Origin of the sequence: Silicimonas algicola (assembly GCF_003970735.1) — a bacterium.
Lineage (GTDB): Bacteria > Pseudomonadota > Alphaproteobacteria > Rhodobacterales > Rhodobacteraceae > Silicimonas > Silicimonas algicola.
In genome coordinates this window covers 2,801,438-2,814,262 of record NZ_CP034588.1, presented here as the reverse complement: position 1 = coordinate 2,814,262, position 12,825 = coordinate 2,801,438, and the positions used below count along the sequence as shown (strand labels likewise).

Annotated in this window: 11 protein-coding genes; 2 read left to right on the top strand and 9 right to left on the bottom strand. The window is 68.5% G+C overall.

Going from position 1 to position 12,825, the window contains the following annotated elements:
• The first annotated feature begins 4 nt into the window (after nt 1-4).
• Nucleotides 5-472 (top strand): DUF3237 domain-containing protein, encoded by a 468-nt coding sequence (locus tag EF888_RS13870; RefSeq protein WP_109758029.1) that lies wholly within the window; start codon nt 5-7, stop codon nt 470-472.
• Between the two features lie 4 nt (nt 473-476).
• Here the strand turns inward: EF888_RS13870 and EF888_RS13865 are convergent, their stop codons facing one another.
• From EF888_RS13865 to EF888_RS13830, 8 genes are all read right to left on the bottom strand, one after another.
• Nucleotides 477-1,769, bottom strand: coding sequence for a TRAP transporter large permease (locus tag EF888_RS13865; protein WP_109758030.1), 1,293 nt, complete (start codon nt 1,767-1,769; stop codon nt 477-479).
• Nucleotides 1,766-2,293, bottom strand: coding sequence for a TRAP transporter small permease (locus EF888_RS13860; protein ID WP_109758031.1), 528 nt, complete (start codon nt 2,291-2,293; stop codon nt 1,766-1,768). The genes EF888_RS13865 and EF888_RS13860 overlap by 4 nt, the downstream gene beginning before the upstream one ends.
• A gap of 40 nt (nt 2,294-2,333) precedes the next feature.
• Complete coding sequence (locus EF888_RS13855) at nt 2,334-3,338, bottom strand: TRAP transporter substrate-binding protein (RefSeq protein WP_109758032.1); 1,005 nt, start codon at nt 3,336-3,338, stop codon at nt 2,334-2,336.
• A gap of 96 nt (nt 3,339-3,434) precedes the next feature.
• A complete protein-coding gene (gene bcoG, locus EF888_RS13850) occupies nt 3,435-4,352 on the bottom strand; it encodes a 3-dehydrocarnitine:acetyl-CoA trimethylamine transferase BcoG (protein WP_109758033.1) in 918 nt (305 codons plus the stop codon).
• 1 nt (nt 4,353) lies between these two features.
• The gene (locus EF888_RS13845; protein ID WP_109758034.1) at nt 4,354-5,139 is read right to left on the bottom strand and encodes a carnitinyl-CoA dehydratase; all 786 of its coding nucleotides are present in this window, start codon (nt 5,137-5,139) and stop codon (nt 4,354-4,356) included.
• Nucleotide 5,140: 1 nt separating this feature from the next.
• On the bottom strand, nt 5,141-7,168 hold the full coding sequence (locus tag EF888_RS13840) for an acetate--CoA ligase family protein (protein WP_206508313.1): 2,028 nt from the start codon (nt 7,166-7,168) through the stop codon (nt 5,141-5,143).
• Nucleotides 7,168-8,328 carry an acyl-CoA dehydrogenase family protein gene (locus tag EF888_RS13835; protein WP_109758036.1) on the bottom strand — a complete coding sequence of 387 codons (1,161 nt, stop codon included), beginning with the start codon at nt 8,326-8,328 and terminating at the stop codon, nt 7,168-7,170. Before EF888_RS13835 ends, EF888_RS13840 begins: the two co-directional genes overlap by 1 nt.
• Before the next feature lie 75 nt (nt 8,329-8,403).
• Nucleotides 8,404-9,477 (bottom strand): isocitrate/isopropylmalate dehydrogenase family protein, encoded by a 1,074-nt coding sequence (locus EF888_RS13830; RefSeq protein WP_109758037.1) that lies wholly within the window; start codon nt 9,475-9,477, stop codon nt 8,404-8,406.
• Between the two features lie 124 nt (nt 9,478-9,601).
• Here EF888_RS13830 and EF888_RS13825 point away from each other — a divergent pair, with 124 nt between their 5' ends.
• Nucleotides 9,602-10,639: an L-idonate 5-dehydrogenase gene (locus EF888_RS13825; RefSeq protein ID WP_109758038.1), complete on the top strand. Its 1,038-nt coding sequence runs from the start codon at nt 9,602-9,604 to the stop codon at nt 10,637-10,639.
• A gap of 41 nt (nt 10,640-10,680) precedes the next feature.
• Here the strand turns inward: EF888_RS13825 and EF888_RS13820 are convergent, their stop codons facing one another.
• Complete coding sequence (locus EF888_RS13820; protein ID WP_109758039.1) at nt 10,681-12,822, bottom strand: xanthine dehydrogenase family protein molybdopterin-binding subunit; 2,142 nt, start codon at nt 12,820-12,822, stop codon at nt 10,681-10,683.
• Nucleotides 12,823-12,825: the final 3 nt, after the last annotated feature.

The window sequence follows — 12,825 nt, the reverse complement described above, 5'->3', positions numbered from 1 at the left end:
GCCCATGTCCCGACTGCCGCCCCCGATCCTGTCTCATGTCTGCGATCTCGAAGTGGACCTCGACCCGATCTTGGAGATGGGAACCGGCCGCGCGGGGCATCGGCGCATCGTGCCGATCATCGGCGGACGGGTCGAAGGCCCTCGCTTGAACGGACGCATCCTGAACCTCGGCGCGGACTGGCAGACGGTCTTCGCAGATGGCATGGCCGAACTCGACACGCGCTATGCCATCGAGACCGACGACGGCGCCCTGATCGAGATCCGCAACTACGGACTTCGCCACGGCCCGCCCGAAGTCATCGCCGCGATCGCGCGGGGCGAGGAGGTCGATCCCTCGACCTACTACATGCGCACCCATGCGCGGCTCGAGACAGGGGACACGCGCTACGCTTGGGTCAACGGCACGCTCTTCGTCGGCAACGGTGCGCGTCTGGCGGGGAAGGTGGTCGTGTCGCTCTTCGCGCTGGAGTGACGTCTCAGCCCATGGTGCGGGGCAGCCAGAGCACCAGCGAGGGTACGGCGACGAGGAGTGCGAGCCGCAGAATGTCCGCCGCGACGAAGGGCAGGACGCCCTTGAAGATCGTCGGCAGCGAGATGTCCCGCGCTATGGAGTTGATGACGAAGACGTTCATCCCGACCGGCGGCGTGATGAGGCCAAGCTCGACCGTCATCACGATGATGACGCCGAACCAGATCGGGTCGAACCCCATCTGGGTCACGACGGGAAAGACGATGGGAACCAGAAGGATGATCATCGCCATCGCGTCGAGGATGCAGCCCATGATGACGAAGAAGACCAGGATCAGGGCAAGCGTCCCGTAGGCGCCAAGCTCCAGCGACACGAGCCAGGCGGTGATCTTCTGCGGGCTCTGCGTCACGGCGAGGAAGTAGCCGAAGAGGATGGCGCCGATCAGGATGGTGTAGATCGCGACCGAGGTGCGCAGCGCCTCGATCAGGCTGTCGAGCAGCAGCCGCGCTGTCAGCCGCCCGCGCAGGATGCCGATGAGCGCCGTCAGCACCGATCCCACCGCCGCCGCCTCGGTTGCGGTGGAGAAACCGAAGTAGATGCTGCCGATGATCGCGATGAAGAGGACGAGTACGGCCCAGACGCCCGCCAGTGACCGGACGGCCTCGCCGAGATCGAAGGCTTCGCCCGCGGGCAGTCTGCGGCCGTGGGCGATGCGGACGGCGGCCATGTACATCAGGATCGCGATGAAGCCCGGCACGATCCCCGCCACGAACAGGCGGCCCACGTCTTGTTCCGTGATGTAGCCATAGACTGCCAGCACCACGGAGGGCGGGATCAGGATGCCGAGCGTCCCGCCCGCGGCGATGACGCCGGTCGAGACGTCGTCAGGGTAGCCCGCGCGCTTCATCTCGGGCAGCGCGATCTTGGTCATCGTGGCGGCGGTGGCGACCGACGAGCCGCAGATCGCGGCGAAGCCGGCGCAGGCGCCGATGGTCGACATCGCCATCCCGCCCCGCATGAAGCCGAACCAGTGCCGCCCGGCGCGGAACAGCTCGCGGGACATGCCCGAGTTGGTTGCGAGGACGCCCATCAGCACGAAGAACGGGATGAGCGTCAGGTTGAAGTCCGTGACGGTGCGGATCGGCGACTGCGCCAGCAGGTTCAGCGCGGGTTTCGGCCCGGTCACCGCCGCGAAGCCGCCGACGCCGACGAGGCCCATGGCGACGCCGATCGGAACGCGCAGAATCATCATGGCGAACAGCGCCACGAAGCCCGCGACGGCGATCATGTCGCCGCTCATGCGTCGGGCTCTCCGGTCTCGATGCTCTCGAAATGGTCCAGCGTGCCGCGCCCCGTGACGATCAGGATGAGACGCGCGAGGATGGCGGGCAGGCTTACGGCGACGCCGAGCCAGATCAGCGCCATCATAGGCCAGGCGGGCATCCTCAGGTCCATCGTCGACTCGCCGCTGCCCGCCGCCGAGGACACCCGCCCGAACATCTTCCAGGTCAGAAGTGCCGCGAAGATCAGCAGGACCGTCCAGGCGAAGGTGTCGATCCAGCGGCGCGTGCCGGGCCGGACCCATTCGGCCAGGAGATCGACCTTGATGTGCGACCCGCGATACCCGACCGAGGCGAAGCCCCACATGATCGCGGCCCCGAGCAGCAGGCGCGAAAGGTCGAAGGCGTCGGGCAGGGGATAGGCGAAGAGGTAACGCCCGATGGCCGAGGCCACGACGAGAAGCGTGACGAGGCCCATGATGATACCCGCCACCGCCTCGATGGCGTGTGCGATCCGTTCGAGGAGGCTGGCAAGACGCTGCATGGGTGTCGGGGAGGGCGGCGGCGTCCGCCGCCCGTCCTGGTCAGAAGCGGCTGTCGTGACGCTCGAGCGCCTCGACGTAGCCCTGGTAGAGCGTTTCGGCGTCGGCACCCACATCGGTCTTCCACTGGTCGATCAGCGGCTGCGCGGCGTCGCGCCACATCTGCACCTCTTCCTCGGTCGGCTCGTAGAGCGTGTGTTCGCCCGAGTCGATCATCTTCTGGCGGCCCGAAGCTTCGTTCTCGGCCCAGCCTTCCGAGAACTTGCGCGACCATTCCGGCGTGCAATGGTCGTCGAGGATCGCGCGCAGATCCTCGGGCATCCCGTTGTAGGTGTCCTTGTTGATGAGAAGGAGCTGCGCAGAGATGTAGAACGGCATGTCGAGATGATACTTCGTCTCGCTGTCGATCCCGAAGATGTAGATCGAGTTCCACGGGAAGGTGATGGCGTCCGCCGTGCCGTTGGCGATGGCCTCGCGGGCTTCGGGGGCGGGCACCTGGACCGGTCCGCCGCCAAGTCCGCTGATGAAGCGGGCCATGGTGGCGTGGGCAGGGCGCACGTTCAGGCCGCTGACGTCCGCAGGGACCTTGATCGGGTTCTTGGAATGGAAGGTGCCCGGATCATGCGGGTTCGCGATGCAGAACTTGACGTCCGACATCTCGGTCTCGGCGATCGGCGCATACCATTCGTGCATCGCCTGAGCGCCGCCGACGGCGTTGTTGGCGTGGAACGGGATCTCGACGAGGCTGTAGATCGGGAAGCGCCCGGCCTGGTAGCCGGGGTTGGTGTAGGTGATGTCGGCGATGCCGTCGCGCGCCATGTCGTAATGGTCGGGCGCCGCGCCGAGTTGCTGCGCGGGGAAGACCTGCACGGCGATCCGGCCATCCGAGGCCTCGCTAAGGGACTGGATCCAGGGCTCGATGCCAAGGGTGTGGACGGGGTGCGTCGGCGGAAGCCAGTGCGAGAGGCGAAGCGTCACCTCCTGGGCCTGGGCCGTGCCGGTAATGCAAAGGGTTGCGGCAATCGCCGCGATGGTGCGCGTGGACATGGGTGTCCTCCCTGAATGAGCGACTCGTGGCGGTCGTTTACCGGGTCAACAATGACCGAGGATAACCTTCCCGGCAAGACGGCGGTTTTCCCCCGGTTACCGCGACACGGGCGAGCGCTTGGTGAGGCCGAGCGTCTGGCGGACCTCGGTGGGTCCGATGACGCGGGCGCCCATGTTCTCGACGATCGTCACCGCGCGCTCGACCAGTTGCGCGTTGGTCGCCAGGACGCCCTTGTCGAGGAAGAGGTTGTCCTCCAGCCCCACGCGCACGTTGCCGCCCGCCAGCACTGCCGCCGCGACGTAGGGCATCTGGTCCCGGCCCAGGCTGAAGGCCGACCAGGCCCAGTCCTCGGGGATCGCGTTCACCATTGCGAGGAAGGTGTTGAGGTCGCTTGGCGCGCCCCAGGGCACACCCATGCAAAGCTGGACGAGCGCGGGCGAAGCAAGGGTGCCCTCGCGTACCAGTTCCTTGGCGAACCAGAGGTGGCCGGTGTCGAACGCCTCGATCTCGGGCTTGACGCCGAGGTCGGTCATCATCCGTCCCATGGCGCGCAGCATCCCGGGCGTGTTGGTCATCACGTAGTCGGCCTCGGCGAAGTTCATCGTGCCGCAGTCGAGGGTGCAGATCTCGGGCAGGCAGTCTGCGACATGCGCCATGCGGTCGGCGGCCCCGCCCATGTCCGTCGCGGCCTCGTTCAGCGGAAAGGGAGCCTCGGGCGGGCCGAACACCATGTCGCCGCCCATGCCCGCCGTCAGGTTCAGGATCACGTCGACCTCGGCGTCGCGGATGCGGTCCGTCACCTCGCGGTACAACTCGACCCTGCGGGAGGGCCTGCCCGTGTCGGGGTCCCGGACATGGCAGTGGACGATGGCGGCCCCTGCACGCGCCGCGTCGATGGCCGAGGCGGCGATCTGTTCGGGGCTGCGGGGGACGTGCGGGCTACGGTCCTGCGTGCCCCCCGAGCCGGTCACGGCGCAGGTGATGAAGACCTTGCGGTTCATGGTCAGCGGCATGTCATCGTCCTTTCCAGACGGGGTCGCGTTTCTCGGCAAAGGCGCGGGCGCCTTCCTTCTGGTCGTCCGAACGGTACAGCCTCTCGACCGTGGCGAACTGGCTCTTGGTAATCCGGTTCATGGCGTCCTGGAACGTCATCGCCTCGGCCTCGCGCACGATCTCCTTGATCGCGGCCTGGACGAGGGGCGGGCCGGCTGCAAGCTGGTCGGCCAGCGCGCGGGCCTCGGCCATCAGGTCGGCGGCGGGAAGGATGCGGTTGACAAGCCCCCACCGCGCCGCCTCCTCGGCGTCGAGCCAGCGGCCGGTCAGCAGCATCTCCATCGCGATGTGATAGGGGATGCGCTTCGGCAGCTTGACCGAGGCTGCGTCCGCGACGGTGCCCGAACGGATTTCCGGGAGGGCGAAGGTCGCGTGTTCGGCGGCGAGGATCAGGTCGGCCGACAACGCCAGCTCCAGACCGCCGCCGCAGCAGATGCCGTTCACGGCGGCGATGACGGGCTTGTTGAGGCCGCGCAACTCCTGCAGCCCGCCGAAACCGCCCTTGCCGTAGTCGCCATCGACCGCATCGCCCGAAGCCGCCGCCTTCAGGTCCCAGCCGGGGCAGAAGAACTTCGCGCCCGACCCGGTCAGGATCGCCACGCGCAGGTCGGGGTCGTCGCGGAAGCCGGTGAAGGTATCGCCCATGATCCGGCTCGTGGCGAGGTCGATGGCGTTCGCGGGCGGCCGGTCGAGCGTGACCTCGAGGATAGTGCCCCGGCGTTCGGTCTTGACGGGCGTGTCGGTCATCTCAGTCCTCCGTACGGATCAGGGCGTCCGCCGCGACGGCGCACGAGGGGCCGCAGATCAGCGGGTTGATTTCGACTTCCTGCGGGCGCGCGGCCTCGACGTAGGACTGCACCGCCATGACCGCGTCGAGGACGGCGTCGATGTCGGCAGCGGGACGGCCTCGGAAACCGTGCAGGAGGGGGGCCATGCGCAAGCGGTCGAGCGCCGCGCACACCGACGCGCGGCTTGCGGGGACAAGGAGCGACGTGCGGTCGTCGATCAACTCGGCCAGGGTACCGCCTGCGGCGAGCGTCAGGACGTAGCCATGCGCCGGGTCCGAGACGACGCCGACGAGAAGCTCGGCCACGCCGTCCGTCACCATCCGCTCGACGAGGAAGCCCGAGGCGGGCATGGCGGTCGCGGCATCGAGGACGGCCTTTGCATCCGTCAGGGCAACGGCCACCGCGCCCGCTTCGGTCTTGTGGGCGATGCCGCGTCCCTTCAGCACGACCGGAAAGCCGAGACGTGTGGCGGCTTCGGCGGCGGCCTCCGCTGTGTCGGCCAGGTCGGAGGCGGGCACATGCAGACCGTGTTTCGCAAGGCGCGCCTTCGCCTCGACCTCGTCCAGCACGACGCCCGGCGCGGCAGGCGGCGGCATGAGGAGAGGAACCGCATCGCCGCGCGTCTGGCCGAGCGTTGCGGCGATGGACATGGCGGCGATGGCCTCGTCGAGACCGCAGAAGGGAACGATGCCCGACGCCATGAGCCGGATCGCATAAGCCTCGGGCATCGTCTCCTTCAGCGATGCGACGATGGCCATGGGCTTGCCTGTCGTGGTCTTGGCGCGCGCCACGGCGGCGATTACCGGCTCCCAGGCCGAGGCGTCGCAGCGCTCGAGGCGGGGGAAGTCGAGGACGACCATGCCCATCCCCAGATCGCCCTGCATCATCGCGGTAAAGCAGGCGCTCAGCGCCGCCTCGTCGCCCCAGATGTAGGTGTGATAGTCGAGCGGGTTCGCCAGCGCGACCTTCGGTCCGAGGGCCGTTCTCAGGCCGGCCGCCTGCGTGGCGTCGAGGGGCGGAAACGCGAGGCCTGTGCCTTGGGCCGTGTCCGCAACGAGGCTCGCCTCGCCGCCCGAGCACGACATCGACGCGATGCGGTTCGAGGGCAGGGGCCCCGCGACATGGAGAAGCTTCAGCGTTTCGAGCAGGACGGGCAGGGACCGCGCCCGTCCGAACCCGAGCCGGGCGAGAAGCGCCTCGGCGCCCGCGTCGCTGCCGGCGAGCGAGGCGGTGTGCGAGACGGTCGCGGCCCGCGCCTGGTCAGAGCGCCCGACCTTGAGGACGACGACCGGCTTGCCGAGGTCGCGCGCCTCGCCGGCCAGCGCCTCGACGCCGCGCAGGTCGTCGAAGCCTTCGACATGCAGGCCGAGCGCCGTAACCCGTTCGTCGCGGATCAGGGCGCGGGCGATGGAGGAAACGCCGGTCTGGGCCTGGTTTCCGGCGGTCACGACGTAGGCCAGCGGCAGGCCCCGGTCCTGCATCGTCAGGTTGATGGCGATGTTCGACGACTGGGTGACCAGCGCCACGCCGCTCTCGACGCGCACGCCGCCGTGCTGGTCCGGCCAGAGCGCCGCGCCGTCGAGGTAGTTGAGGAAGCCGTAGCAGTTCGGCCCGAGGATCGTCATGTCGCCGGCCGCCGCGAGGAGTTCGTCCTGCAGCGTGGCTCCGTCTCCGGTCTCGGCCTCCGCCTCGCGGAAGCCCGAGGCGAAGCAGACAGCGCCGCCCGCGCCCAAGGCCGCAAGCGCGCGCACGGCTACGACCGTGTCCTGGCGGTTGATGCCGACAAAGGCGGCGTCGGGGATGCCCGGCAGAAGGTCGATGGCGGGGACGGTTGGCAGCCCGCAGACCTCGGGTTTCGTCGGATGGACGGGCCAGATCTCCCCCGAGAACCCGATCCGGCGGCACTGGTCGATCACGTTCGCACACCATGCCCCGCCGCCGATCACGGCGATGGAGCGTGGGCGCAGAAGGCGGTCGAGACCGGCCATCACGCGCCGAGCGGCCGGAGCAGGTCGCGCGAGATGATGTGGCGCTGGATCTCGGAGGTGCCGTCCCAGATCCGCTCAACGCGGGCGTCGCGCCAGAAGCGTTCCATCGGCAGGTCGTCCATCAGCCCCATGCCGCCGAAGATCTGCAGGCTCGCATCCGTCACCCGCGCCAGCATCTCGGAGGCGTAGAGCTTGGCGCTGGAGATCTCGCGGTTCGAGGGCAGTCCCTCGTCCACGCGCCAGGCAGCCGAAAGGGTCAGCCAGTCGGCGGCGTCGATCTCGGTGACCATGTCGGCGAGCGGGAAGCCCACGCCCTGGAAGCGGCCGATGGGCTGGCCGAACTGATGGCGTTCGGCGGCATACTTCAGCGCCAGGTCGAAGCAGCGCCGCGCACGTCCGACGCAGAAGGCGGCGACGGTCAGGCGCGTGCCGTGCAGCCAGTCGTTCATCACGTCGAAGCCGCCGTCGACCACGCCCAGAACCTGCGCGTCAGGCAGGCGGCAGTCGTCGAAGGTCAGGATCGAATTCGGGTAGCCGCGGTGACTGACGGAGGCATAGCCCGGCCGGATGGCAAAACCGGGCGTGCCTCGGTCGACGAGGAAAGCGGTCAGACGCTTCTTCGGGCCTTTGGCTGTCTCGTCCACGCCTGTCGCGGCAAAGACGGTCACGAAATCAGCGTGTTCCGCACCGGAGATGAAGTGCTTCGTGCCGTTCAGGACCCAGTCGCCACCCTGCCGGACAGCGGTGCATTTCATGCCGCGCACATCCGAGCCCGCATCGGGTTCGGTCATGGCGAGGGCGTCCAGCTTCTCGCCCCTGACAGCGGGCAGGAGGTACTTCTCGCGCTGCGCGCCCTCGCAGGCCATGAGTATGTTCTGCGGACGACCGAAGAAGTGAACGAGCGCCATCGAGCCTCGGCCCAGTTCGCGCTCGACCAGCGTGAAGTCGAGATGCGACAGTCCCGCCCCGCCGACCTCCTCGGGGAAGTTGCAGGCGTAGAATCCGAGCGCGATGCACTTCCGCCTGATCTCGTCGCCAAGCTCCTGCGGGACGTGCCCCAGACGCTCGACCTCGGCCTCATGGGGCTGGATCTCGGTCTCGACGAAGCTGCGGACGGTGGAGACGATCATCTCCTGCTCGCCGGTCAATCCGAAGTGCATGGCGCCCCCTCCGCGGTCTTCGTGATGTGTAGCGCCCGGCGGGTCGGCGCGCGACGGGTTTTCGCGGGTGCGCCTTCAGGCCGTGACGCCCGACGCGACCGCCTCGGCAAAGGCCCGCGTGCCGGAGGTGCCGCCAATGTCGCGGGTGCGCAGGGCCGGAGTCGAAAGCGCGGCCTCGAGGCTCGCGTCGATGGCGCGGGCGGCATCAAGGAGGGCGGCGTCGCCCTCGCGCTGACCCATCCAGGCTAGCAGCATCGCCGCCGAGGCAATGAGGGAGGCGGGGTTCGCCACATCCTTGCCCGCGATATCCGGCGCCGAGCCGTGCTGCGCCTGGGCCATCGCGGCCGTCTCGCCCGCGTTCAGTGACGCGGCGAGGCCGAGGCTGCCCGCCAGTTCCGACGCCAGGTCGGACAGGATGTCGCCGAACATGTTGGTCGTGACGATCACGTCGAAGCGGTCGGGCGCGCGGACGAGGTGGGCGCACATCGCGTCGACAAGTTCCTCGTCGTAGCGCACCTCGGGATGCTCGGCGGCGATCGTGCGGCAGCATTCGAGGAACAGCCCGTCGCTGATCCGCATGACGTTGGCCTTGTGGACGGCGGTGACGTGCTTTCCGCGCGTCTCTGCCAGCGCGAAGGCCTCGCGCGCGATCCGCATCGAGGCGTGGCGCGTGATGCGGCGGAAGGCGAGCGAGACGTCGGCGGTCACCATGATCTCGCGCGGTCCGGTGTGAAGGTTGCGGTCGGCGTAGAAGCCCTCGGTGTTCTCGCGCACGATGACGAGGTCGAGCGGCACGCCTGCGCGCGGCGGGATGCCGGCGCGGCTGCGCGCCGGGCGGATGTTGGCGAAGAGGTCGAGCCGCTTGCGCAGTTCGCCGGACGGGTTCAGCCCGCCTTCGGCGCGCGGCGGATAGGCGTTGTGCGACACCGGGCCGAGGACGATGCCGTCGCAGGCGCATATCGCCTCGAAGGCGCTGTCGGGGAAGGTGCTGCCGGCGGCCTTCAGCGCGGGAAAGCCGACCTCGATGGTGCGGAACGACAGGCCGAGGCCGAAGGTCGTCGAGGCGGTCTCGAGGACGAGACGCGTCGCTTCCGCGATCTCGGGCCCGATGCCGTCACCGGGCAGAAGGGCGATGGGTCTTTCGGGCATGACGTCTCCTCCGTTGTCGCCGGGGTAGCGGGGCGCGGGAGAGGATGCAAATGCAGAACTTCCCGTTGCGGCTGCGACGGGCCTCGGCCACCATGACGCGCAACCTGTCCCACCCGGTGATCCCATGAAATCCATCGTCATCCATGCGCCCAAGGATCTGAGGATCGAGGACCATGAGGTCCCGTCACCCGGACAGGGGCAGGTGCTGGTCCGTGTCGCCACGGGCGGCATCTGCGGCACCGACCTGCACTATTATCATCACGGCGGCTTCGGCGCGGTGCGGCTGAAGGAGCCGATGATCCTCGGGCACGAGGTGTCGGGGCATGTCGAGGCGCTGGGCGAGGGTGTCACCGACCTGGCGACCGGCCAGCTTGTCGCCGTTTCGCCGTCGCGTCCCTGCCGGGCGTGCAAGTTCTGCTTCGAGGGAAAGCCGAACCATTGCCTCAACATGCGGTTCTATGGCTCGGCAATGCCGTTTCCCCATATCCAGGGGGCTTTCAGCGAATGGCTGATCGCCGAGGTGTCGCAATGCGCCGACGCGACCGGGCTGGCGAGCGGCGAAGCGGCGATGGCCGAGCCTCTGGCGGTCTGCCTTCATGCGACGCGGCGGGCGGGCGATCTCTTGGGCAAGCGCGTTCTCGTCACCGGCTGCGGCCCGATCGGGCTTCTGTGCATCCTCGCCGCCCGCCGCGCCGGAGCGGCCGAGATCGTGGCGACGGACCTGACCGACTTCACGCTTGGCATGGCGAAGGCCAATGGCGCCGACCGGGTGGTCAACATGGCGAGCGAGCCGGAGGGCCTGGCTGCCTATTCGGCGGAGAAAGGATATTTCGACGTCCAGATGGAGTGCGCCGGATCTCCCGCCGCCGTCGCGGCGGGCATCGCCGCCCTGCGACCCGGCGCGGTCATCGTCCAGCTCGGTCTCGGCGGCGACATGCAACTCCCGGTCCAGGCGCTGACGCAGAAAGAGCTTCAACTCAGAGGGTCGTTCCGCTTCCACGAGGAGTTCGCCATAGGCGTCGAATTGATGCGGAAGGGCCTGATCGACGTGAAGCCGCTCATCACCCACACGGTGTCGCTGCCCGACGCCGAGGAGGGCTTCCGCCTCGCCACCGACCGCGGCCGGACGATGAAGGCGCAGATTGCGTTCGACCGGTCCTAGAGTCCGCCGCCGGTCGGTCCCGGCGGCGGGGTGATCTGCGGTCAGGCGAACTCGATGCCGTCGTCTTCCATCGGCAGGCGCATCACGCGGCGGCCGATGGCCTGGTAGATCGCGTTGGCGACGGCTGGGCCAGCGGGAGGCAGGCCGGGCTCGCCGATACCCGTGGGCGGCTCGGTCGACGAGACGATGTGGACCTCGATTTTCGGCATGTCGCCGATCCTGAGCGGCGGGTAGTCGGGGAAGTTCGACTGGTCGACCTCGCCGTCGGTGAAGGTGATCTTCTGCCGCATCGCGTGGCTGAGGCCATAGCCGATGGCGCCTTCCACCTGCGCTCGGATGACGTCGGGATTGACCGCCGTGCCGACGTCGACGGCCGCCACGATGCGCTCGAGCTTGATCCTGCCGTCCTGGCTCGACACCTCGGCGACTTCGGCGACGTAGCTGTTGAACGACTGGTGGACGGCGATGCCGCGCCCCCAGCCCTCGGGCAGGTCGCCGCCCCAGCCGGCCTTTTCGGCGGCGAGGTTCAGGACGCCCAGGTGCCGGGGCTTTTCGGCGAGAAGGCCCCGCCGGAACTCGACCGGATCGGCGCCCGCCGCCTCGGCGAGCATGTCCATCGCCACCTCCATCGCATAGGCGGAATGGCTGTGTCCGACGGACCGCCACCAGAGGACGGGAATGGCCGACTCCATGTTGCGGAGGTCGACGCGCAGGCCCGGCAGGGCATAGGCGGTGTCCTTGACGCCCTCGACCGAGAAGTCGTCGACGCCGTCGTGAACCGCCATCGCGGCCATAGGCGTGCCCGAGAAGATCGACTTGTTCGCCAGCGAAGAATGCCAGGCCGTGGCCTTGCCGTTGGCGTCGACTCCGGCGCGGACACGGTGCCAGCACATCGGGCGGTAGTACCCGCCTCGGATGTCATCCTCGCGTGTCCACACGAGCTTCACCGGCTGTCCGGTCCCGAGCGCCATCGCGGCGAAGGTCGCCTCAACCTCGTAGTCCGAGTTGAAGTTGGCGCGACGGCCGAAGGATCCGCCCGCATAGACGGTCTCGATCGAGACGTTCTCGGGTCCGACGCCCGAGACGGCGCCCACGGCCCCCTGGGTGACGGTATGGAATTGCGTGCCGTCCCAGATCTTCACCTTGCCGTCTTTGATCTGCACGACGCAGTTCAACGGCTCCATCGGAGCATGCGCGAGGAAGGGGAAACGGAACTCAGCCTCGATTGTCTTCGCCGCCGCCGCAAGCGCTTCATCCGTGCCGCCGTCGTTCTGGGCGATCATGCCCTCTTCCTCGAGAGCGGCGGCATAGTCCGCCTCCATCGCGTCGGTCGACCGCGTTTCGGCCTCGGTGAAATCCCATTCCGCCTCGACGGCGTCACGGGCCTGCATCGCGTTCCAGGTGTTGTCGGCAAAGACCGCGACGCCCGCAGGCGTTTCCTTGACCGCGACCACGCCCGGCATCGCGGAGGCCGTTGTCGCATCGAAGGACGCGAGCTTGCCGCCGAACTTGGGCGAGCGCAGCAGCACCGCATAGACGACGCCCTCGGGCATCACGTCCATCGCGAAGATCGCCTTGCCGGTGGTCTTGTCGGCGCTGTCCTTGCGGGCAAGTTTATCCCGCCCGATCAGGGTGAAGGCGGAAGGGTCCTTGAGGGTCGGCTCCGCAGGGATGTCGGCGGCGTCGGCCCCGCCGATCAGGTCGTCGAAGGTCGCCGTGTTGCTGCCGCTGGTCACCGTGCCGTTCGCGACGCTGACCGTGGAGGCTTCGACGCCCCACAGGCGCGCGGCGGCGGCCACCATCATCGCGCGGGCGGCGGCGCCGGCCTTGCGGTACTGCTCGTAACTGTTCGCGATGGCGGTCGACCCGCCGGTGCCCTGCACGCCGAAAAGCGTGTTGATGTAGATCTCGGTGTTGGCCGGAGCGAACTCGATGGCGACCTTGTCCCAGTCGGCATCAAGCTCCTCGGCCACGAGCGTGGACAACCCGGTCGAGGTGCCTTGGCCCATTTCGAAGTGCTTGAGGATGACCACGACCGTCCCGTCGGGGTCGATGCGGACGAAGGGGTTCACCACGGTGCCGCCCATGTGGGCCGCGGCCCATGACCCGCGGGCGGTGAGGCCCACGAGGACGCCGGCGCTGCCGGTGGCGAGGAAGCTTCTGCGCGAGAGAGTGACGTTCATGGC

Excerpts from the sequence above, each read along its gene's own strand:
- EF888_RS13825 (WP_109758038.1), top strand. The coding sequence starts at position 9,602 with ATGAAATCCATCGTCATCCATGCGCCCAAGGATCTGAGGATCGAGGAC.
- EF888_RS13835 (WP_109758036.1), bottom strand. The coding sequence starts at position 8,328 with ATGCACTTCGGATTGACCGGCGAGCAGGAGATGATCGTCTCCACCGTC.
- EF888_RS13845 (WP_109758034.1), bottom strand. The coding sequence starts at position 5,139 with ATGACCGACACGCCCGTCAAGACCGAACGCCGGGGCACTATCCTCGAG.
- EF888_RS13820 (WP_109758039.1), bottom strand. The coding sequence starts at position 12,822 with ATGAACGTCACTCTCTCGCGCAGAAGCTTCCTCGCCACCGGCAGCGCC.
- bcoG (WP_109758033.1), bottom strand. The coding sequence starts at position 4,352 with ATGCCGCTGACCATGAACCGCAAGGTCTTCATCACCTGCGCCGTGACC.
- EF888_RS13860 (WP_109758031.1), bottom strand. The coding sequence starts at position 2,293 with ATGCAGCGTCTTGCCAGCCTCCTCGAACGGATCGCACACGCCATCGAG.
- EF888_RS13865 (WP_109758030.1), bottom strand. The coding sequence starts at position 1,769 with ATGAGCGGCGACATGATCGCCGTCGCGGGCTTCGTGGCGCTGTTCGCC.
- EF888_RS13855 (WP_109758032.1), bottom strand. The coding sequence starts at position 3,338 with ATGTCCACGCGCACCATCGCGGCGATTGCCGCAACCCTTTGCATTACC.
- EF888_RS13830 (WP_109758037.1), bottom strand. The coding sequence starts at position 9,477 with ATGCCCGAAAGACCCATCGCCCTTCTGCCCGGTGACGGCATCGGGCCC.
- EF888_RS13840 (WP_206508313.1), bottom strand. The coding sequence starts at position 7,168 with ATGGCCGGTCTCGACCGCCTTCTGCGCCCACGCTCCATCGCCGTGATC.
- EF888_RS13870 (WP_109758029.1), top strand. The coding sequence starts at position 5 with ATGTCCCGACTGCCGCCCCCGATCCTGTCTCATGTCTGCGATCTCGAA.